This window comes from Lelliottia sp. WB101 (genome assembly GCF_003051885.1).
GTDB lineage: Bacteria > Pseudomonadota > Gammaproteobacteria > Enterobacterales > Enterobacteriaceae > Enterobacter > Enterobacter nimipressuralis.
In genome coordinates this window covers 2282526-2305416 of sequence record NZ_CP028520.1, presented here as the reverse complement: position 1 = coordinate 2305416, position 22891 = coordinate 2282526, and the positions used below count along the sequence as shown (strand labels likewise).

Below are 22891 nucleotides of genomic sequence, written 5' to 3'. Positions count from 1 at the left end.
CCATCAAAAATTCCATTGAAAAAACCGTGCTTCCCGTTGCTAACAGCTGCCAGAAAGTGCCAGACATAAAAACAAAAAAGCCCGCAGTTACGCGGGCTTAGAGGTACTTTACTGCTTTTACGTGCAGGCTGTTGCCAGACGCGAAATCATTCCCACTCAATTGTCGCCGGTGGCTTACCGCTGATGTCATAAACGACACGAGAAATCCCGTTCACTTCGTTGATGATGCGGTTAGAGACACGGCCGAGGAAGTCATACGGCAGGTGTGCCCAGTGTGCGGTCATAAAGTCGATGGTTTCGACGGCACGCAGGGAGACAACCCAGTCGTACTTACGGCCATCACCCATGACGCCGACGGAGCGTACTGGCAGGAACACAGTGAACGCCTGGCTCACTTTGTTATATAGGTCGGCTTTATGCAGCTCTTCGATGAAGATTGCATCCGCACGACGCAGCAGGTCGCAGTACTCTTTCTTCACTTCGCCCAGCACGCGCACGCCCAGACCTGGACCCGGGAACGGGTGACGGTAAAGCATGTCGTACGGCAGGCCCAGCTCCAGACCAATTTTACGCACTTCGTCTTTGAACAGCTCACGCAGTGGTTCAACCAGACCCATCTTCATCTCTTTCGGCAGGCCGCCCACGTTGTGGTGAGATTTGATGACGTGTGCTTTACCCGTTGTGGAAGCAGCGGATTCGATCACGTCCGGGTAGATGGTGCCTTGCGCCAGCCATTTCACGTCTTCCAGGCGCAGCGCCTGTTCGTCGAACACTTCAACAAACACACGGCCAATGATTTTACGTTTGGCTTCCGGATCGTTTTCGCCCGCCAGTGCGGACAGGAAGCGCTCTTCGCCTTCAACGTGAACGATGTTCAGACCGAAATGGTCGCCGAACATGTCCATCACCTGCTGGGCTTCATTCAGGCGCAGCAGACCATTGTCCACGAAGACGCAGGTTAGGTTTTTGCCGATAGCACGGTGCAGCAGCATCGCGGTCACGGAGGAGTCAACGCCACCGGACAGGCCAAGGATCACTTTATCGTCGCCAACCTGTTTGCGGATACGCTCTACGGCATCGTCGATGATTTTCGCCGGGGTCCAGAGCGCTTCACACTGGCAGATATCGCGAACGAAGCGGTCCAGCATACGCATACCCTGACGGGTGTGGGTCACTTCTGGGTGGAACTGCACGCCGTAGAAGCGTTTTTCTTCGTTCGCCATAATGGCAAACGGGCAGCTTTCGGTGCTGGCAACGGTTACGAAATCGGAAGGAATCGCGGTCACTTTATCGCCGTGGCTCATCCAGACGTCGAGCAGCGGTTTGCCTTCAGCGGTCAGGGAATCTTCGATACCGCGAACCAGGGCGCTGTCGGTCAGCACTTCGACCTGCGCGTAGCCAAACTCACGTTCGTTAGAGGATTCAACGTGGCCGCCCAGCTGCATTGCCATGGTCTGCATGCCGTAGCAGACGCCGAAGACAGGAACACCGGCTTCAAAGACGTATTGCGGGGCGCGCGGGCTGTTATGTTCGGTGGTGCTTTCCGGGCCGCCGGAAAGGATGATGCCGCTTGGATTGAATTCACGGATTTGTGCTTCCGTGACATCCCACGCCCACAGCTCACAGTAAACGCCAAGTTCACGCACGCGACGTGCCACCAGCTGAGTGTACTGAGAACCGAAATCCAGGATAAGAATGCGATGTTTATGAATGTTTTCCGTCATTGACGCTAATTCCGAGGCAAGTGAAACAAAGCGCCCGGCATTGAGCCGGGCGCGGAAACTTATCAGGAGCCCAGACGGTAGTTCGGGGACTCTTTGGTGATCGTCACGTCGTGAACGTGGCTTTCCTGGATACCCGCACCGCTGATACGTACAAATTCCGCTTTAGTACGCAGCAGGTCGATAGTACCACAGCCGGTCAGGCCCATACAGGAACGCAGGCCGCCCATCTGCTGGTGGATAATCTCTTTCAGACGGCCTTTGTACGCCACGCGACCTTCGATGCCTTCCGGTACCAGTTTGTCGGCTGCGTTATCCGTCTGGAAGTAACGGTCTGAAGAACCTTTGGACATCGCGCCCAGGGAACCCATACCACGGTAAGATTTATAAGAACGGCCCTGGAACAGTTCGATTTCGCCCGGAGACTCTTCGGTACCGGCCAGCATAGAGCCAACCATCACCGCCGCTGCACCTGCCGCGATGGCTTTCGCGATATCGCCAGAGAAGCGGATACCGCCGTCGGCGATAACCGGAATACCGGTGCCTTCCAGCGCTTCTACCGCGTCAGAAACGGCGGTGATCTGCGGAACGCCCACGCCAGTTACGATACGCGTCGTACAGATGGAGCCAGGGCCGATACCCACTTTGACAGCGCTGCAACCGGCATCAGCCAGAGCACGGGCACCCGCGCCGGTTGCGACGTTACCGCCGATGATCTGCAGATCAGGGTATTTTGCACGGGTATCGCGAATACGTTGCAGAACGCCTTCGGAATGACCGTGAGAGGAGTCGATCAGCAGAATGTCAACGCCCGCAGCGACCAGCGCATCAACGCGCTCTTCGTTGCCAGCGCCTGCACCCACCGCAGCGCCTACGCGCAGACGGCCACGCTCGTCTTTACAGGCGTTGGGTTTACGTTCTGCTTTCTGGAAATCTTTTACGGTGATCATGCCACGCAGGTGGAAGCTGTTATCCACAACCAGCGCTTTTTCAACGCGTTTTTCGTGCATTTTAGCCAGCACGACTTCACGGGTTTCGCCTTCACGCACGGTCACCAGACGCTCTTTCGGCGTCATGTAGACGCTGACAGGCTGGTTCAGGTCGGTCACGAAGCGCACGTCACGGCCAGTAATGATACCCACCAGTTCGTTGTCTTCAGTCACGACCGGGTAGCCCGCAAAGCCATTACGCTCGGTCAGCGCTTTCACTTCGTGCAGGGTAGTGGTTGGCAGAACGGTCTGGGGATCGGAAACAATGCCGGATTCATGTTTTTTCACGCGGCGAACTTCATCCGCCTGACGCTCGATAGACATGTTTTTGTGAATAAAGCCGATGCCACCTTCCTGTGCCAGGGCAATTGCCAGGCGCGCTTCAGTCACGGTGTCCATAGCCGCAGAGAGCATAGGAATGTTCAGGCGAATGGTTTTAGTCAACTGCGTGCTGAGATCGGCAGTATTCGGCAGAACGGTGGAATGAGCGGGAACGAGGAGGACGTCGTCAAACGTCAGTGCTTCTTTAGCGATACGTAGCATGGGCAATATCTCTGACCTGGGTGGTTAAATATTGCCGTGGCATTATACAGAGCGTAACCGATTGCATCCACACTTTTTTATAAAAAATGCTTGCGATTGCCTCCGGGCAGGTTACTATCGACTGAATAACTTGCTGATTTAGAATTTGATCCCGCTCACATGTTATCCTCCCAAAGCCCCTCAATTTTTACCGTTAGCCGCCTCAATCAATCGGTTCGTTTGCTGCTCGAGCAGGAAATGGGACAGGTCTGGATCAGCGGAGAGATCTCTAATTTCACGCAGCCGTCATCCGGGCACTGGTATTTTACGCTGAAAGACGACACCGCTCAGGTGCGCTGTGCCATGTTCCGCAACAGCAATCGTCGGGTGACGTTCCGCCCTCAGCACGGCCAGCAGGTTCTGGTTCGCGCCAATATCACGTTGTATGAACCGCGCGGTGATTATCAGATCATCGTCGAGAGCATGCAGCCGGCGGGTGAAGGCTTGCTGCAGCAGAAATACGAGCAGCTGAAAGCAAAACTGTCAGCGGAAGGCCTGTTCGATCAGCAGTTCAAGAAATCCCTGCCCTCTCCCGCCCATTGCGTCGGGGTGATAACCTCTAAAACCGGTGCGGCGCTGCACGATATTTTACACGTGCTGAAGCGTCGCGACCCGTCGCTGCCCGTTGTGATTTACCCGACTGCCGTGCAGGGCGACGATGCGCCGGGCCAGATTGTGCGCGCCATTGCGCTGGCAAACGCGCGCCAGGAGTGTGACGTGTTAATCGTTGGGCGCGGCGGTGGTTCTCTGGAAGATCTGTGGAGTTTCAACGACGAGCGCGTGGCGCGGGCGATTTTCGACAGCGTTATTCCCATTGTCAGCGCAGTCGGACACGAAACTGACGTCACCATCGCTGATTTTGTCGCGGACATGCGCGCGCCAACGCCATCTGCCGCCGCCGAAATCGTGAGCCGCAACCAGCTAGAACTATCGCGCCAGTTGCAGAACGGCCAGCAGCGTCTGGAAATGGCGATGGACTATTTCCTCGCCAACCGTAATCGGCGTTTTACCCAATTGCAGCATCAGCTACAGCAGCAGCACCCGCAGCTGCGTCTGGCACGTCAGCAAACGGTGCTTGAGCGTCTGCACCAGCGGATGAATTTTGCTCTGGATAATCAACTCAAGCGCGCGGTTTCGCGCCAGCAGCGGATAACCCAGCGCCTGAATCAGCAAAACCCGCAGCCGCGCATCTATCGCGCGCAGACACGCATGCAGCAGCTTGAATATCGTCTGGGTGAGAACATCCGCGCACGCCTGAGCAGTACCCGTGAGCGTTTTGGTAACGCGGTGACGCATCTGGAAGCCGTTAGCCCGCTTTCAACGCTGGCGCGCGGCTACAGTGTGACCACGGCGACAGACGGCACGGTGCTGAAGCAGACCAAACAGGTGAAAGCCGGTGACGTGCTGACAACCCGCCTGGCCGACGGCTGGGTAGAAAGTGAAGTGAAAGGTATCACTCCCGCGAAAAAGACACGCAAGAAAAAGCCGGTTTAAACCGGCTTGAATTCAACGCGTTTCTTCGAAATCAGGCCGTGCCCGTTCTGGCAAAAATAATCGACCGCACCGCAGGCTTTCAACACCTGAAGCGGCTGATGGCAATCAGGGCATAGCGCTTTCAGCGCGATATCTTTATCGCAGCTCTCGCAGTGCACCATTCCGTTTACGGGTTCCAGCTCTGCATGGCAATCCGGACAGATGATAGACATCGTGACTCCTTAAAAAGGTTTTGAGGTATTTTACCACGCCGCGATCAGTGTGGGCCACGCAGCTGTTGCTGTAATTTCAGCAGGAGTTCGACCTCTTCCAGTCGCCGCTGCGTGGTCAATGTCACCTCTTCTGGCGCCCTCTCGTACAGGCTCTTTTCCCCCAAAATATGCTCTGCCAGACAGTGGGCGTAGATGGCCCCCGGAAGCGTCCAGCGCTGCACGTTTTTGCCGTCAATCAGTTCGAGAACATCCTCGGTGCCGCGTCGGTCGTGGCTGATAATGCGCCCGTCGCGTAGATGCAGCCGAAGCCCTTTTTGCCCACCGGCAGGCCCGGCATATTTGTTCAGCCAGATATCCACCGGAGTACCGCTCACATGACCCTGAAGATGAGCTTCGCCTTCAGCAGTGAGCAGATCGCCTTTGGCAATTGGGCGGCCGAGACGATCTGTCGCGGTTATCACCTGCAAAGACAGTGCGTGATTTCCGCCGAGCGCGCGCACGGTTTCTCGCATCATCGCCAGCACATGGGTACCGATATCAATGATGACACCGTCCGGGTGGCGAAGCTGGCGGGTATCAGGCTCACCGGTGGCAAAATTCAGCGCGACAGGTTCTCCCGCAGCGTTGAAGCCGCTAGGCTCCTGAAGAAATCCTTCGATTTTGACGATCTCATCAAGTGAATTGACCACCCGGCCTGCCGTCTGATTCTCCCGTTCCGGCTGCCAGGCCGGGTTCAGAATGCCCAACGCGAGTTGCATGGCACCGCTTCGCGCCATCCAGTGATCGAGCGCCAGCACGCGAGCAGCGGCTTCAGGTTTTGCGAGCAGTGTTTTGAGTCTTTCGATTTGGGAAAGCGTCGCGACAACCGGTTTTTCCACCACGATACGCGGAATCGGTGAGGATAAGGCCAGCTCAAGCGCATCGAGGTGATGCAATGAAGAGGTGGTGACAAACAGGGTGTCTATCGGACTGGCCAGCAGTTGCTCCAGGGACGTGCAGCGCACCACGCCCGCAAGCTCGCGCTCGGGGCGAAGATCGAAACCGACGCAATGTAAGGGAGTATCGAAAATCTGTCGCAATGCCGGTAAATAGGCCGTCTCAACCACGGCACCAAGCCCAATAAACCCTAACTGCATGTTCCACTCCGTTCATGAGTTGTGGAGGACAAAAGGCAAAAAACCCGACTCAGTCGGGTTTTTAGTGTGCAATTATTTGCCTTTCTTGATGTGTTTAATCAAGCGCTTACGCTTACGCATCTGGTTCGGCGTTAGCGTGTTGCGTTTGTTCGCAAACGGGTTATCCCCTTCCTTGAACTGAATGCGGATAGGTGTACCCATCACATCCAGCGATTTACGGAAGTAGTTCATCAGATAACGCTTGTAGGAATCCGGCAGATCTTTCACCTGATTACCGTGAATCACCACGATTGGCGGGTTGTAACCACCGGCGTGGGCGTATTTCAGCTTCACGCGACGGCCTCGCACCAACGGCGGCTGATGGTCTTCCGCTGCCATAGTCATGATGCGCGTCAGCATGGCGGTACTTACACGACGGGTGGAACTGTCGTAGGCTTCGCGAACGGATTCGAACAGGTTGCCCACGCCGCTGCCGTGCAGCGCAGAGATGAAGTGCACACGGGCAAAGTCGATGAAGCCCAGACGGAAGTCCAGCATCTCTTTGACTTGCTCACGCACTTCGTTGCTCAGGCCGTCCCATTTGTTGACGACGATAACAAGTGAGCGCCCACTATTGAGGATAAAGCCCAGCAGCGACAGGTCCTGATCGGAGATGCCTTCGCGCGCGTCGATGACCAGCATCACCACGTTCGCATCTTCAATCGCCTGCAGCGTTTTGATAACGGAGAATTTTTCCACTACATCGGTGATTTTCCCGCGCTTACGCACGCCCGCGGTGTCGATGAGCACATATTCGCGCTCGTCACGTTGCATCGGGATGTAAATACTGTCACGCGTGGTGCCCGGCATGTCGTAGACCACCACGCGGTCTTCGCCGAGAATACGGTTGGTCAGTGTGGACTTACCTACGTTCGGACGACCGACGATAGCGAGTTTGATCGGCAGATCCTGCGGATTAAAATCATCCTCAGGTTCTTCTTCTGCGCCCTCTTGATCGGCTTCGAACTGCGCCCAGTATTCAGCGTCTTCGTCCACTTCTTCCGGCGGGTTTACTTCGTCAACCCACGGCAGCAGAACGGTTTCGAGCAGGCTGGTGACACCGCGGCCATGAGACGCGGCAATCGGGTAGATTTCACCGAGGCCCAGGGCCCAGAAATCCGCTACCGCCTGATCGGCATCAATACCGTCAGTTTTGTTCGCCACCAGGAAGGTTGGCTTTTCGCGAGAACGCAGGTGTTTGGCGATAGCCGTATCGGCAGGCATCAGGCCCGCACGTGCGTCTACCATGAACAGAACAATGTCCGCTTCTTCAATCGCCAGCAGAGATTGCTCTGCCATGCGCGTTTCCACACCGTCTTCTGTACCGTCGATACCACCCGTATCGATACAGATAAACTCGCGACCTTCCACTTCAGCACGACCGTACTTACGGTCACGAGTCAGCCCCGGGAAATCCGCCACCAGCGCATCACGGGTGCGTGTTAAACGGTTAAAAAGAGTGGATTTTCCAACGTTCGGGCGCCCGACAAGCGCGACCACAGGTACCATGTTTGAAGCCTCATAAAATTCAAATAAACGTCGCAGTTGCGGCGTTTTTATAAAAGTCAAAACGGCCCCTGAGTTAACAGGAGCCGTTTATTATACTACAAACGAGACGATTAACGCGTGATCGCGTAGAGCGTACCGTCTTTTGCCTGGATCAGCAGTTTGCCGTCAGCCACAACCGGATCGGTCAGGAAACCAGAGCTGTCGACTTTTTCCTGCGCCACGAAGCGACCCGTTTCCGGATCAATCCAGTGCATATAACCTTCGCTATCGCCTACGACCAGGCTGCCATTGTACAGCGCAGGTGCGGTCAGTAGACGGTGCAGCAGATCGCTCTGCGTCCACAGCGTGACACCACCGTCGGTGTTCAGCGCCAGCAGACGGTCGTTCTGATCCACCAGGTAGATGCGGTTGCCCTCGACCACGAAATCGTTCACTGAACCCAGCTCACGTTTCCACATAACCTGGCCGCTGCGCAGATCCAGCGCCGTCAGGTTGCCGTTGTAAGCCAGCGCATAAACCACGTTGTCCACGATAACGGGCGTGGTATCGACGTCGCTCAGACGGTCAATTTCAGTCGGACCGGTTGCCTGGGAGATACGCTGCTGCCAGATCATCTGACCCTGCTGCATCAGCACGGCGCTGACGCGACCGTTATCACCGCCCACGATAGCCGCACCAAACGCGGTCGCAGGGGCAGATTCGCCGCGCAGAGACAGAGCAGGCATGTCCAGGTTCACAGTCCATTTCACGGCACCGTCAGCTTCGTTCAGCGCCTGCAGCTGGCCGTTGCTGGTATGAATCAGCACCAGGCCGTCGCTCACAACCGGACGAGACAGGGCTTCACCCGCTACGCGAGTTTGCCATGCAATAGAACCGTCGCTGGCGTTCAGCGCATAGACCTGCGCTTTTTCGCTACCGATATAAACATGACCACCGGAAACGGTCACGCCGCCCGAGAGCAGTGCCGGCGTACGGGAGAACCAACCGTCTTTTTCGGCCAGATTGACCGACCAGACTTCTTTCCCGTCATCGGCGTTGAACGCGCGCACGGTGCCTTTGCGATCAGCCGCATAGACAACGCTATCGGCATACGCCGGATGCAGGTTGGAATAGAAATCACCGATTCCATCACCCACGGAAGAGCTCCACGCGGTTGACGGGGTAAACTGATTTTCAACAGTCGGCAGCGGGGACATTTTTACAACATCTTCTTCGCCACTGAACAGTGAACAGCCACTCAATAACGCAACAGAAAGCAGTCCTGGCAGAAGTAATTTACGCAATTGCATCGGGTCCCTCTCAGACGGACAAATTATTTATTTTCATCTGCATCATTTCGCTCAGCGCAGGTGAGGCGTTACTTTTCACGCCCGCTTCCCACGCGCTGCGCGCGCCTTGTTTGTCGCCTTTGCTCAGCAGAGCTTCACCACGCAGGTCGGCAACGATGGCTGCAAAACCTTCACCTTTGACAGTGTCGAGGGTTTTCAGCGCGTCGTCGGCTTTGTTCTGCTGTACCTGAATACGCGCCAGGCGCAGATTAATCACCGCTTTCAGATTGTCATCGCTGGCTGCTGCGAGACCCTGAGTCAGCTGCGCGGCGGCTTTATCCAGTTCATTTTTATCAACGAACTGCTGAGCCACTTCGAGCGATGCCAGTGCACCGTAAGTATTTTTGTTGTCAGCAGCAAATTTCTCCGCAGCAGCCAACGTTTGCGGCTGATCGGCACGAATTGCGCTCACGGTATTTTCATAGGACAGGGAAGCATCACGCGCGGAATCAGCCTGATGGCTATTCCAGTAACGCCAACCCATCAGCGCGCCCACACCCAAAATCACCCCAACGGCCAGGGCTTTGCCATTTTCGGCAAAGAAGCGTTTAATCGCATCAACCTGGTCGTTTTCGTTCTCGTACATTTCCACGCTGTTCTTCCCCTTAGCCCAGTAAAGTGCGCAAGTGCGCGGCAACGCTATCCTGCGTTACGGTTGTTTGCTCACCAGAGCGCAGGTCTTTTACCACCACTTCGCCAGCAGCCACTTCGGACTCGCCCAGCACCAGTGCGATACTTGCGCCCCATTTATCGGCACGGGCAAACTGCTTTTTGAAGTTGCCACCACCATGGTTAGTCATCAGCTTAACGCCCGGCAGCGCATCGCGCAGACGTTCGGCAAACTGCATTGCCGCAGACTGCGTATCCGCACCTGAGGCCACCAGGTATATATCGACAACGGAATCTGCTTTAAATTCCGGATTAACTGCCTGAACCAGCAAAACAAGTCGTTCAAGACCCATTGCGAAACCTACTGCAGGTGCAGCACGGCCACCCAGCTGTTCCACCAGACCGTCATAACGACCGCCTGCACACACGGTACCCTGAGAACCCAGGCTGGTGGTGACCCACTCAAATACCGTGCGGTTATAGTAATCCAGACCGCGCACCAGACGCTGGTTCACGGTGTAAGCAATACCGGCCGCTTCCAGCAGTTTGCACAGGCCAGCGAAATGCTCGCGAGAATCGTCATCCAGATAGTCACCCAGCGCCGGGGCATCGTTCAGCAGCGCCTGCACTTCCGGGTTCTTGGAATCCAGAACGCGCAGCGGATTGCTGTACATGCGACGCTGGCAGTCTTCATCCAGCTTATCTTTGTGCTGTTCCAGGAATGCAACTAACGCATCACGGTAGTTCGCGCGCGCTTCCAGGGAACCAATGGAGTTCAGCTCCAGCGCAACGTGCTGGGAAATCCCCAGCTCACGCCACCAGCGTGCCGTCAGCATGATCAGCTCAGCGTCGATATCCGGACCTTGCAGGCCAAAGACTTCAACACCCAGCTGATTAAACTGGCGATAACGGCCTTTTTGCGGGCGTTCGTGGCGGAACATTGGGCCGATATACCACAGACGCTGCTCCTGATTGTACAGGAGACCATGTTCGATGCCGGCGCGTACACAACCTGCCGTACCTTCCGGACGCAGCGTCAGGCTATCGCCGTTGCGGTCTTCAAAGGTATACATCTCTTTTTCAACGACGTCGGTCACTTCGCCGATCGCGCGTTTAAATAACGGGGTCTGCTCTACAATCGGCAAACGGATTTCGCTGTAACCGTAGCTGCCGAGCACCTGTTTCAGAGTGCCTTCAATGCGCTGCCAGATGGCGGTTTCGCCAGGCAGATAATCGTTCATGCCGCGGATGGCTTGAATGTTTTTTGCCACGTTTATTCTCTTTCTATATACAAAAAAAACCCAAAGAATGGGTTCAATCATACATGGGAAGCCTGACGCTTCCCATCACGTTATTTTTCAACTTGCTGAATGCTGATGCGCTGAGCTTCGTCCAGCATCGTCGCTTTTGCGCGGATGCGGGCTTCCAGCTGATCGATCATGTCGTTGTTGTCCAGACGGTCTTTACGGATCCCATCTTCATAGAGGCCGCTTTTCTTGTTGCCGCCGGTCACGCCAAGCGTTGACACCAGCGCTTCACCAGGACCGTTCACCACGCAGCCGATAATAGAGACATCCATCGGCGTGATCAGATCTTCCAGACGCTGCTCCAGCGCGTTGACCGTACCGATAACGTCAAATTCCTGACGCGAACAGGTTGGGCACGCAATGAAGTTAATCCCGCGAGCACGAATGCGCAGGGATTTCAGAATGTCGAAACCGACTTTGATCTCTTCCACCGGATCGGCTGCCAGCGATACACGCAGCGTGTCGCCGATCCCTTCGGAAAGCAGCAGCCCAAGGCCGATCGCCGACTTCACAGAACCACTGCGCAAGCCACCGGCTTCGGTGATTCCAAGGTGCAGCGGCTGATCGATTTGCTTCGCCAGCAGGCGATAGGATTCAACGGCCAGGAAAACGTCAGACGCTTTCACACTGACTTTGAACTGATCGAAGTTGAGACGATCGAGATGATCCACATGGCGCATGGCTGATTCCAGCAGCGCCTGCGGCGTCGGTTCGCCGTATTTTTCCTGCAGATCTTTTTCCAGCGATCCGGCGTTAACGCCGATGCGGATAGGAATATTTTTATCGCGGGCGCAGTCAACGACCGAACGAATACGCTCTTCGCTGCCGATGTTACCTGGGTTGATACGCAGACAATCCACACCATATTCCGCGACTTTCAGCGCGATTCGGTAATCGAAGTGGATATCGGCAACCAGCGGAACATTAACCTGCTGCTTGATGAGTTTGAATGCCTCGGCGGCATCCATGGTCGGCACGGAGACGCGGACAATATCCGCACCTACGCGCTCTAATGCTTTGATTTGATTGACCGTCGCCTCAACATCCGTGGTACGGGTGTTGGTCATCGACTGAACGGCGATGGGTGCACCATCACCAATCGGCACATTCCCAACGTAAATCCGCTTAGATTTTCTACGTTGAATCGGAGCCTGATTATGCATGAAAAGTCTCCCGCGTTACTCGCCTGTTACTGTGCTGCTGATTGTTCGGCATTAACGGTAAGACGCGCAACCTGGTTAGTTCTGATAAAACGGCTCAGATCGACAGGTTTTCCTTGATACTGGATCTGCACCGCAGCCGGAGCACCGATTTTAAGCTTATACGGAGCCTGACCGGTTAGATTTAATGTGCCATCTTTACGCTGCAGGCCACTGAACAGTTTTTTACCTGTTGCATCCGTCACTTCCAGCCAGCAGTCGGCAGAGAAGTTCATCACCAGCGCGTTAGGATCGGCAGTGGTTGCCCCTGCGACGCCAGCCTGGTCGGTTGGCAGCGGCTGTGTAGCGTTCGCCGTAGCGGCAGGCGTTGTCGCCGCTGGAGCGTTATCCACATTCGCCTGAGACGGTGCGACAACAGCATTTTGCGCTGTTGTCTGGTCCGGTGTGGTGGCCGGGGCTGGCGTTTGGGCAGGTTCAACAGCCTGAGAATCGGTAGCAGCAGTTTGCGGTTCGCCGGAAGTGGCGCTGCTGTCGGTGTTTAACGGCACGCTTTGCGCGCCGTCGTTACCGGAATTGTTTAGCTCGGCAGAGGACTGGTCAGCCATTGTAGTGATCTCTTCCTGCTGCGCTTTGTGGTTTTGCCACCACCATGCGCCCGTCAGACCAATTACCACAAACAGTACCAGCCAGGTAAAGCTCATCAGCCAGCCATCACGTTTTTTGCGACGTTTGCCCAGAGAGAAGGTCTGCATTGGCGCGACTTTCGCCGCACGTACCGGTGCCTGTTTTTCCATCATTGGCAACAGTTCTTCTTCAGGGATATGCACCAGTTTTGCATAAGAGCGGATGTAACCACGCAGAAACGTTGAAGCAAGATCGGCCGGAGCCTTGTCTTCTTCAATATCGCGAACCGTGGAAACCTTCAGGCACAAGCGTTCTGCAACAGCTTGCTGGCTGAGTCCGAGTTGTTCACGGGCATTGCGAAGACGAACGCCCGTGGAGAGTGCTTCATTTTGGTCGTGAGTGGCTTCAGTATTCATTCGCTACAACTACTTACTGGTACGTGTAAATTAGGGTTCAGGCGCCGGTGAGTCACAATGCCACCCGCACCGCGAAACTTCTGGTCATTTAACCTTGGACAGACAGTTAGTATAAGACTGTCCGGCTTTAGTTGACAGTGCAGCGCTACTCATGAGGCTAAACTGTTGTTGCGACGTTACATACTGCCTTAAAGTCGTCTGAAACGCACCGTAATTATTCAGCAATCACAATCTACGTGGCTGAATATTCAGTAAGCTAATGCGTCACGGTACAAACCTGCACCGCGACGCATACAAATCACACAGCTTTGACCTCAATCGCCTCACCCTGCATGCGCTTACGCAGCGTACGCTTGGTACGGTCGATCACATCACCGGCCAGCTGGCCGCAGGCGGCATCGATATCATCACCACGGGTTTTACGCACGATGGTGGTGAAACCGTACTCCATCAGTACCTTGGAGAAACGATCGATACGGCTGTTAGAACTACGGCCATACGGCGCCCCCGGGAACGGGTTCCATGGGATCAGGTTAATTTTGCACGGCGTGTCTTTCAGCAATTCAGCCAGCTGATGCGCATGATCGGTTTCGTCATTCACATGATCCAGCATCACATATTCGATGGTCACGCGGCCCTGGTTGGCGTTGGACTTTTCGAGGTAGCGACGCACGCCCGCGAGGAAGGTTTCGATATTGTACTTTTTGTTGATCGGCACAATTTCGTCACGAATTTCGTCGTTCGGTGCATGCAGGGAGATCGCCAGCGCCACGTCAATCATGTCGCCCAGTTTATCCAGCGCAGGCACAACCCCAGAGGTGGAGAGGGTCACGCGACGTTTGGACAAACCAAAGCCGAAGTCATCAAGCATGATTTCCATCGCCGGAACGACGTTGGTCAGGTTCAGCAGTGGCTCGCCCATGCCCATCATCACCACGTTGGTGATAGGACGTGTGCCGGTCACTTTTGCCGCGCCGACGATTTTCGCCGCGCGCCATACCTGGCCGATAATTTCAGACACGCGTAGGTTACGGTTAAAGCCCTGCTGCGCCGTCGAGCAGAATTTGCACTCCAGTGCACAACCAACCTGAGAGGAGACGCACAGAGTCGCGCGATCTTCTTCCGGGATGTACACGGTTTCAACGCGCTGATCGCCAACTGCAATCGCCCATTTGATGGTGCCGTCAGAAGAACGCTGCTCTTCCACCACTTCCGGTGCGCGGATTTCAGCGACTTCTTTGAGTTTGTTACGCAGCACTTTGTTGATGTCAGTCATGTCATCAAAGTTGTCGCTGCAATAGTGGTACATCCATTTCATGACCTGATCGGCACGAAACGGCTTCTCGCCCATCTCTTTGAAAAACTCGCGCATCTGCTGACGGTTCAGATCCAGCAGGTTAATTTTTCCATTTTTATTAGGAACCGCGGCAATGGCGACTTCAGAGGTGTTAACTAGTTCAGACATAATATTTTCCGGCCTCGTTGTTACACGTTATGGCCCGTGGAGGGTTGAAAAGAAACGCCCCGGTGAGCGCTTTGCTCTTCCGGGGCGTTGCATTGTACAAAGTCTGGCGCAGGGATGCCACGTTTGCACGCGACTTTTACCAAATTTATACCCTTCCCTGAGGAATTAGCGGGTACGAGCGCACACTTCGCCTTCGGCGAAGAAGTAAGCGATTTCGCGCGCAGCAGATTCTACAGAGTCGGAACCGTGGGTGCCGTTCTCGGTGAAGCTGTCCGCGTAATCTGCACGCAGGGTGCCAGCCAGTGCGTTAGCCGGGTTAGTTGCACCCATCAGATCGCGGTGACGCTGTACTGCGTTTTCGCTTTCCAGTACGGAAACCACGATTGGACCGGAGGTCATGAACTCAACCAGGCCGTCGAAGAAAGGTTTGCCGTCGTGCTCAGCGTAGAAACCGCGAGCCTGTTCAACGGTCAGATGCAGCATTTTGGTGCCAACGATTTTGAACCCTGCAGATTCAAAGCGAGCAAAGATGCTGCCAATAACGTTTTTTGCCACCGCGTTTGGTTTGATGATGGAAAAAGTACGTTCAATAGCCATGATAACCTCTGTGTTATGTTCTGTTGTTTTGCATACATCTGTATAAGATGGCGCGGATTATAGAGAGCAAAAACGCCATTGCCTATGGTTCAACGTAACATTTTTTTAAAATAAGACGAGTTTTAGCAACAGCTCACATCCCGGATGGGTTTTTCGCTACTGCAGGGTGAAATTGACCGTAGCGACTTGCCCCGTCTCATCCATTACCAGTAACTGGTAATCCCCTGCTTTATCAAGCTGTAAAGTGTAAGCGCGCCCTTTCACATTCAGCGGTTCGCCATTCAGGAACCACCAGCGCTCACTGTCGCTGCCAATTGCCTGTAGCGGCAGCGATACGCGTGACTCACCGGGCAGGCGTTTGATCAATGCCCCCTCACGTACACCGGAGAGCATCAACGGCGCAGGGGAATCTTGTGCCAGCGGAGGACAGGTGGTTGACGGTGCCGGAACGCCTACCGCCCGGCGTTCAGAAGCGGGAAGCCAGGGTTCAAGCGGTAGCGGCCAGACGTCGAGGATTTTCTCCTGCGCGCCGGGGCAATCAGCCGCGACGCGTTTGCCCTGGTTATCCAGCCAGACCGGAAAGCGAATCCCGCGAATCCCCTCTTGCTCTGGCAATAACAGCGTGGGCGGCTGACTGCCGTCAAGCAACCAGGTCGCGAGCCTGCGACGGCAGTTCTCACTCCCTTCAGGCAGGGATTGCCCGCCGGGCCAGCAGATCACACCGCGACTGACCGAAGCCGGGCGCGGATCGCGCGGCAAGCGCCCTTCATCCACCGTTGAACTCGACTGCAGCATGTTATTGACCTGGTTCAGCAATGGCACGGCGCTGGCGAATCCAAACTGCCCGGCAACGGGTGTCCCGTCCGGGCGTCCGGTCCAGATCCCAATGATGTAGCGCGCGTTCAGGCCAATGGCCCAGGCATCACGATAGCCATAGCTGGTACCGGTTTTCCACGCCAGCGGTGCAACCTGCGGCAGTGCGCTATCCGGCAGCGGCTGCGCTTCGTTGCCTAAAATTCGACGAATGATCCACGCCGCGCCAGGCGAAAGCAGCGGACGCTCAATCAACGGATCGCCCGGCTGCAGGCGTAACCGACCCGCTTTCCCATGACGGGCAAAGGCGCTGTAAGCGGCGGTAATGTCTGAGAGCCGCGCCCCCGCACCGCCCAGGATCAGCGATAAATTAGGCTGTGCGCCAGGCGGAAGGATCAGGCGTAAACCGACATTGCTCAGCATTCCGGTGAAACGTTTTGGGCCATAAGCCTCCAGCACTTGCACGGCGGGAAGGTTCAGGGAGCGCACCAGCGCCTCGCTCATGCTGACGGGGCCGTGAAAACCACTGTCGAAATTACCCGGTCGGTAATCTCCCGTGCGCCGCGGAACATCCTGTAACAAAGAGGCAGGATGGATCAGGCCTTCATCGAGTGCCATTCCGTAGACAAAGGGTTTCAGCACCGATCCCGGCGATCGGATCGCGCTCACCATATCGACATGGCTAAAACGACTGTCATCATTAATATCCACCGAGCCAACCCAACCGCGAACTTTCATTGTGGTGTGATCAACAACGATCATCGCCAGTGAGCTACGCGGCGGAAGCCTGGATTTCCAGTTCATCGCCAGTTCTTCCATCTGACGTTGCAGCGAAGCATCCAGCGTAGTGACAATTTTGTTGTCGCGACTTTTACTCAGCATCATGCGGGAAAATAGCGGAGCCAGCTGCGGCATTTGCCGGGGAGCAAGCCAGACCGGCTCTTCACGCGACTCTTTAACCTGCTGCGCACTCCAGACGCCCTGCGTCACCATGCGCTCGAGCACTTTATTACGCGCGGCCTCCGCGCGCTCTGGCCAGCGGTCCGGACGCAGACGGCTCGGTGCCTGAGGAAGAACGGCCAGCAACGCAGCCTCTGAGTAGCTTAACTGCGCCGGTGATTTCCCGAGATAGGCCCAGCTGGCCGCACCGACGCCCTGTAACGTCCCCCCAAAGGGCGCACGGTTGAGATAGAGCGTGAGGATCTCGCGTTTTGACAGGTGCCATTCCAGCTGCATCGCCCGCCATAGCTGACGCACTTTACCGCCAAAAGTACGTGGATGCGGATCAAGCAGTCGTGCCACCTGCATGGTAAGGGTACTGCCGCCCGAAATCACTTTACCAGAACTCAGATCCTGCCAGGCTGCACGCAAAACGGAGAAGGGATTGACGCCGGGATGATCCCAGAACCAGCGATCTTCATACTGGATCAGGGCTTCGAGGTAGCGCGGAGAGACATCTTCAATGGTGACCGGATAGCGCCAGATGCCGTCGCTATCGGCAAAACGCCAGAGGGGTGTACCTTTCTCATCGACCACCACCCGCGCAGGGTTGACCTCTTTTAAAGGCAACGGCCACAGGCGATCGGCGACAACAATCAGCGCCCATACAATAAGAATCGCTCCCGCCAGCCAAAGCCAACGGGAGCGAATGAGTCGAGATAACGTCACCTTACGGAACAACAATCAGCGGGCCGCTTGCTGCGCCCGTTGCCCGCCACTGCGGAACATACATGGATTCCACCATCGGTACCGGTACCTGATACGTTCCCGGTGTAACGGCACGCGCCAGATACACCAGCGTCACAGGCTGCCCTTCATTCACGGGCACCGCAGCAACAAAGCGGTCGTCGCGGAACTCCATATGCTGAATGTCCGCCTGTTGCATCTGGTTGAGCAGGTTCTGTACTTCGCTGCCGCTATCCTGAAGGCTGGCGCTGCTGCTGGCCAGGTTCTGGTTTTCCAGCTCAAGCCCTGCCGGAAGTAAATCGACCACCAGCGCATCCGGGACATTCTGATTTGCCTTCACTTCCAGCCACACCAGCACCAGCTCACCGCTCTTCAGAGAAGAGAGCGATTTGCTGCTGCCATCGGTTGCGAGAATATGACGCTCGATTTGCAGGACGTTGGACGATGGCTCCGGTGCATAATCCGGATAGCCCGTGCTGTCGAGACGGACCCACAGCGGCGTGGTGCCACTGTTGGTGACCTGCAATGCGCCCAACTGATCGCCACTCACATTTTGTGTCTGAGCCTTATCGCCGCTCAGCGCTTTATCCGAGAGGCTGGTGGTTGCCTGCCAGGCACCTGAAAGTGTCGGCAATAGACGACCGGCCAGGAACAGCGCGTTGCTTTCCTGTGTTGAGAGCCAGCGCTGGCTGAACGCCTGCTGAGACAACGTATTCAGCAGCGTGTTCTGCGCATCCGGCAGCAGTTTGTACTCTTCCAGCAGGGAGAGCATCAGAGCGTTGTCACGCAGCTGGCTGCCATAATCCGCCATCCAGTTTTTGCTGTCACTCCGCGAAGTTTTCAAGGCTAGATCCAGCGCCTGCTGGCTGCGTGGCGCATCCCCCATCAGTTTCAACGCCATCCCCAGCTGCATCAACGGCAGACCCGAACCGGTCTGCGCACGACGCTCCCAGATTTCACGCAGTGCACCCAGCGGTGCTTTTTGCTGGCGGGCCAACACCAGTGCCGCATAGGCCTGAACTGCAAATTTACTCGCCTGCGTATCATCGCTGTAGCGAATAGACATCATGCCAGGATCCTGCAGATAGCGCAGAAGACGGTTGTTGGCATTGTTCACCGCCTCGGCCGGAACGCTGTAACCCTGCTCACCCGCACGGACCAGGAAATCGGTGACGTAGGCCGTCAGCCAATACTCTTCCGGGCCATTTTTATCCCACAGGGCAAAACCGCCGTCATCACGCTGCATTTGCAGCAAACGGGAGATGCCGATATCAATAGCCGCACGGCGTTTGTCATCCGTATCGCCTTTGATGCCGAGGGCAGTCAGCTGCGCCGCGTTGGTATAGAGCGACGGGAACAGACCGCTTGCGGTTTGTTCCAAGCAACCGTATGGATAGGCCTGCAATTCGCGGATATAACGCGCCAGGTTCAGCGGCGGTTTACCGCTGAGCAGCAGTTGACCTTGCAGGGTAGCCGGTGAGAATCCCGTGATGTGCTGAGCCGGTGCCGTCCAGCTTTCGCCTGGGTTTAGCATGGTTCCCGTATTCACTGTTTGTGCCGGGAACGCCGGACGCACGCCAATTTTCCAGCTCTTGTTCTGCGGTGCGAAAGTTTCTCCTGGCAACTGAAGGCCAGTCACCTGCGCGGTGATTTCACCATCACCGTAACCGTCCAGGGCTCTCACCGGAACAAACAGCGTGGTTCGCGTGCCCGGTTCAAGCTGAACGGGCTGCGGTTGTGCGCCTTCAAGCTCCATCAATCCCGATGCGCTCAACGCGACGTTTAGCGTCTGCGGTTTGTCGGTGAGGTTAGTCAGATCCAGCGTCAGCCTTGTTGCGTCACCACTGGCCAGGAAGCGTGGCGTGTTGAGTTCGGTAATCACCGGCGCGGCAACAATCACTTTGCCCTCGCTGCTACCAAAATCATCCGCCGTCCAGGCCTGCGCCATGACACGCAGCTCGCCGTTGAAGTCGCCAATCGGCAGAGTAATCGTCCCTTCGCCATTGGCATCCAGCGCCACAGGCTGCGCCTGCTGGGCAATAATGGTGACATGATTCACCGGCGGTTTACCGCCGCGTTTCAGCTCATCTCCGTCACCACCAAAGCGCAGCGCCGCCATCCTTCCCTGCCCTTCAATCACCTGACCGTAAATGTCGTAGATATCTGCGCCGTAACGCTTCTGACCAAAGAACGCTTCCCACGGATCGGGCGTGACATAATCGGTAATGTTCAGTACGCCGCTATCAACAGCGGAGACCAGCACGTTCACTTTCTGTGGCACGCTGCCGTCTTTCACGCTGGCTTTGACCTTCACTGACAGCGTCTGATTCGGGCGAATTTTCTGCGGTGTATCCAGAGCCAGCGTCAGTCGACGATTTTCATCGCCCATCGGCAGATGCAGAATGCCCACCGCGCGTTTCGGCGTGGCGGATTTGGATTTATCCCCCGGGCGTACCACCAGGGTGCTGAGGTAAAGATCGTGACGCTTCCAGGCTTTATCGACCGGAATGGAGAGATCCAGCCCGTTCGCAGGGACGTCGATCTCTTTCCACCATAGCGGACCTTCGTTGGATTCGATCATCGCGTAGCCTTTACCCGCTGCCGGTGCTGCAACATGCAGTTTAATGGTGTCACCAGGCTGATAAGCGGGTTTGTCGAGTTTCAGCATGACGCGGTCAGGGCGCGCGGCCCCGGTGCCGTCACTGTTATCCTGCCAGCTGTAACCGGCCCAGAAACGCACGCTGCTGACCATATCGTCAGGGGCTTTGACTTCCAGACGGTAAGAACCCCACTCAACGGGGAAGGTCACTTTGCCCGTTTCGTCGGCCTTGAGCGTCAGTGTCTGCTCGCCCTCCACCAGATCTTTCTGATCGAACTGAGACAACCAGCCGTCGCTTTCAGACCAGTTCCAGTAGTAGTCGCGGCGCTCGCGGATCAGGCGCACCTGAAGATCCGATACGGCTTTTTTCGCGCCGCTGGCGTCGGCATAAACAATGTCAAAACTGGCGTTACCGTTTTCATCGACAATCGGCTGGTTTACCGTGGTGTCCGTGCGATAGTCATACACCGCTTTGCTGGCGAACTGAGGGCGGATACCCGGCAGCGCAGCAGCAGGCCAGATGGCCTGTTCTGCACGGCGCGTGATCGGCCTACCACCAGACTCCAGCAGGCTGGCCTGCAGAATCAGCTGCAGCGGAGAATGCACCTCCTTCCACTGGCTTTCCGTGGCAACCTGACCGCGCCCCTGCTCGTTCAGCGTCAATTGCACTTCATCGAGGCTGCGGCTGAGATTCTCCTCCGCAATATCACCGAACTGGAATCCCGGCAACGCGCTGACCGCTTCACGCAGCGGACGCAGGAAAAGCTGGCCCTGCAGACTGTTGCCGTTAGCCGGTGCACCATACAGGTAGTAGCCGACAACGTCGAAATTGACCTCATCCTGTACCGAAACCGGCGTTTTCTGCCCGGTCAGATTCAGTGCCATACGTTCTGGCATGAAATCTTCGACGTGGAAATCCCACAAACGCTGCTGATTGTCGCCCGTATTCGCACGCACATGCCACATGCCGGTCTGGGCGCCGCTTTCCAGCGGATAGTTGAAGCGATAAAGACCATTTTCAGGCTGGCTGACGACGGTTCGCGCCACCTGCCCATCTGGGCGCAGCACTTCCAGCTTCACAGGCTGATCGGCCAGCGGTTTGCCGTCGCTGTCGCGCAGCAGACCGTTGAGGATCACGGTCTCCCCCGGACGATAGAGATCGCGCGGGCCAAACATAAAGAACTGCTTGCTGTAACCAGGCCCGCCTGCGATATCAAATTCCGCCAGATCCAGCGCCGGGAGTTTAAGATCCAGTAGCGTCGTCTGGCCGTCTTTACGGGCCAGAATCAGCGCCGCCTCTTTGTCCGTTTCGAGTTTCGCATGGCCGTCGCCATCGCTGGTACCCTGCGCCAGCGTCTGGCCTTTGTCATTCAGCAGCAGGACTTCAACACCGGACTGCGCCGCGCCGTTTTCTAAGCTCTGAGTGAAGATATCGAGACGATTGTGATAGCGGTGCGCAGACAAGCCCACGTCACTGAGGGTGAAGAGCGTGGCAGCATTGCTGTAGTTGTAATGCCCCGCCTGATTCATCACCGCGATATAGACGCCGGACTGCTGCAACGGTTTGATATCGCGCAGCGGCAGCAGAAGTTTTTCGCGGGTATTGCGCGCCGGATTGAGATCGAAGCGCCCGGTATAGACCAGCTCGGCCATCTTAAGCAGATTATCTGATTCCCAGTTGCTCAGGGAGTTACGGTACTCCCACTGGCTCACAAATGAGGCCAGCGATTCCGGCTTCACGCGGTAGAAGTTTACATCCACGTTGTTGACGTTCAGCGCCATCACCGGCAGGCCTTCGACCACTTTACCCGGCAGGAGCGAGCCCCTGCTGGCAAAGCCGACAGTCGGTTCAATATCCCGAGTGGTGATCGCTTTTTCGTAGTCGATGCCAAAGGTCGCTTTGTTCAACGCCTGCAAATCGCGCTCCACGGTGACCACCAGATTGCGATTCGGCTCCAGATGGCGCAGGCGCAGCTCTTTCAGATTTGGCGCGAGCTCCCAGGCACCGTCCACTTTGCCGCTCTTTTTATCGACGACGTGAACCGTGCGGGCAAAATCCTGATCGGGGTTGAGCGGAACCGAAAACGTCAGAACCAGAGTGGATGCGCCATCGAGCTGAACTTCCGAGGCATCGAGCAGCGTGAGCGCTTTGCCCTCACTCTGCGCGGCGAGTTTCGCGAGCTTATCCGCATCCGGTTTGGCGGGCGCTTCTGATGTGGTGGTGGAAGCCGCGGGTGCGGCCGCCTGAGGTTTATCGTCGTTGTTATCGCAACCAACGAGCGTAAACGTAGTGAGAAGCGCGAGCGAGAGCGCAGCTAAGCGAAACGGTGTCATCCTTTATCCCTGTTCGTGGAACCTGTTAGTCGTCATCCGAATAAGTATTATCCGCAAGTTTCACGAATACAAAAGTCCAATCTTAGAATCTGGAAAGCGCCTCGCAGATTACTCCGACTCACCTGCGGCTGCGATACCGATCATCGTTCAGATCACAGTGCTAAAGGTTACATGTAACCTTTGGCGTCATTTGTTTTTAAAACAATAAGATAGCTAGATATCCAGACAGATCACCTGCTAATTTACATCTTAGACGCACGCTGAGTGCGCG

At 56.0% G+C, this 22891-nt stretch carries 15 protein-coding genes; 1 reads left to right on the top strand and 14 read right to left on the bottom strand.

What is annotated here, in order from left to right; genetic code table 11:
• Positions 1–146: 146 nt before the first annotated feature.
• Positions 147–1724 (bottom strand): glutamine-hydrolyzing GMP synthase, encoded by a 1578-nt coding sequence (gene guaA, locus DAI21_RS11105; RefSeq protein WP_107703124.1) that lies wholly within the window; start codon positions 1722–1724, stop codon positions 147–149.
• A 62-nt stretch (positions 1725–1786) separates the two neighbouring features.
• Positions 1787–3253, bottom strand: a complete 1467-nt coding sequence (gene guaB / locus DAI21_RS11100) for an IMP dehydrogenase (protein ID WP_100779329.1) — start codon at positions 3251–3253, stop codon at positions 1787–1789.
• Between the two features lie 159 nt (positions 3254–3412).
• Here guaB and xseA point away from each other — a divergent pair, with 159 nt between their 5' ends.
• On the top strand, positions 3413–4786 hold the full coding sequence (xseA, locus tag DAI21_RS11095; protein ID WP_107703123.1) for an exodeoxyribonuclease VII large subunit: 1374 nt from the start codon (positions 3413–3415) through the stop codon (positions 4784–4786).
• Here the strand turns inward: xseA and DAI21_RS11090 are convergent.
• From DAI21_RS11090 to DAI21_RS11030, 12 genes are all read right to left on the bottom strand, one after another.
• On the bottom strand, positions 4783–4998 hold the full coding sequence (locus DAI21_RS11090; RefSeq protein WP_107703122.1) for a zinc ribbon domain-containing protein: 216 nt from the start codon (positions 4996–4998) through the stop codon (positions 4783–4785). The genes xseA and DAI21_RS11090 overlap by 4 nt on opposite strands.
• A gap of 44 nt (positions 4999–5042) precedes the next feature.
• Positions 5043–6134 (bottom strand): Gfo/Idh/MocA family oxidoreductase, encoded by a 1092-nt coding sequence (locus DAI21_RS11085; protein WP_107703121.1) that lies wholly within the window; start codon positions 6132–6134, stop codon positions 5043–5045.
• A 72-nt stretch (positions 6135–6206) separates the two neighbouring features.
• Positions 6207–7682, bottom strand: coding sequence for a ribosome biogenesis GTPase Der (der, locus tag DAI21_RS11080; RefSeq protein WP_107704241.1), 1476 nt, complete (start codon positions 7680–7682; stop codon positions 6207–6209).
• A 110-nt stretch (positions 7683–7792) separates the two neighbouring features.
• Positions 7793–8971, bottom strand: coding sequence for an outer membrane protein assembly factor BamB (gene bamB, locus DAI21_RS11075; protein WP_107703120.1), 1179 nt, complete (start codon positions 8969–8971; stop codon positions 7793–7795).
• A gap of 10 nt (positions 8972–8981) precedes the next feature.
• On the bottom strand, positions 8982–9602 hold the full coding sequence (locus tag DAI21_RS11070; RefSeq protein ID WP_100779324.1) for a YfgM family protein: 621 nt from the start codon (positions 9600–9602) through the stop codon (positions 8982–8984).
• 13 nt (positions 9603–9615) lie between these two features.
• Positions 9616–10890: a histidine--tRNA ligase gene (gene hisS / locus DAI21_RS11065; protein ID WP_102104975.1), complete on the bottom strand. Its 1275-nt coding sequence runs from the start codon at positions 10888–10890 to the stop codon at positions 9616–9618.
• Between the two features lie 80 nt (positions 10891–10970).
• Positions 10971–12089 carry a flavodoxin-dependent (E)-4-hydroxy-3-methylbut-2-enyl-diphosphate synthase gene (gene ispG, locus DAI21_RS11060; RefSeq protein WP_100779322.1) on the bottom strand — a complete coding sequence of 373 codons (1119 nt, stop codon included), beginning with the start codon at positions 12087–12089 and terminating at the stop codon, positions 10971–10973.
• Positions 12090–12115: 26 nt separating this feature from the next.
• Positions 12116–13126 carry a cytoskeleton protein RodZ gene (gene rodZ, locus DAI21_RS11055; protein WP_107703119.1) on the bottom strand — a complete coding sequence of 337 codons (1011 nt, stop codon included), beginning with the start codon at positions 13124–13126 and terminating at the stop codon, positions 12116–12118.
• A 298-nt stretch (positions 13127–13424) separates the two neighbouring features.
• Positions 13425–14591: a bifunctional tRNA (adenosine(37)-C2)-methyltransferase TrmG/ribosomal RNA large subunit methyltransferase RlmN gene (locus DAI21_RS11045; protein WP_100779320.1), complete on the bottom strand. Its 1167-nt coding sequence runs from the start codon at positions 14589–14591 to the stop codon at positions 13425–13427.
• A 165-nt stretch (positions 14592–14756) separates the two neighbouring features.
• The gene (gene ndk, locus DAI21_RS11040; RefSeq protein WP_107703118.1) at positions 14757–15188 is read right to left on the bottom strand and encodes a nucleoside-diphosphate kinase; all 432 of its coding nucleotides are present in this window, start codon (positions 15186–15188) and stop codon (positions 14757–14759) included.
• A 156-nt stretch (positions 15189–15344) separates the two neighbouring features.
• Positions 15345–17669: a peptidoglycan glycosyltransferase PbpC gene (pbpC, locus tag DAI21_RS11035; protein ID WP_107703117.1), complete on the bottom strand. Its 2325-nt coding sequence runs from the start codon at positions 17667–17669 to the stop codon at positions 15345–15347.
• A gap of 1 nt (position 17670) precedes the next feature.
• The gene (locus DAI21_RS11030) at positions 17671–22620 is read right to left on the bottom strand and encodes an alpha-2-macroglobulin (RefSeq protein WP_107703116.1); all 4950 of its coding nucleotides are present in this window, start codon (positions 22618–22620) and stop codon (positions 17671–17673) included.
• Positions 22621–22891: the final 271 nt, after the last annotated feature.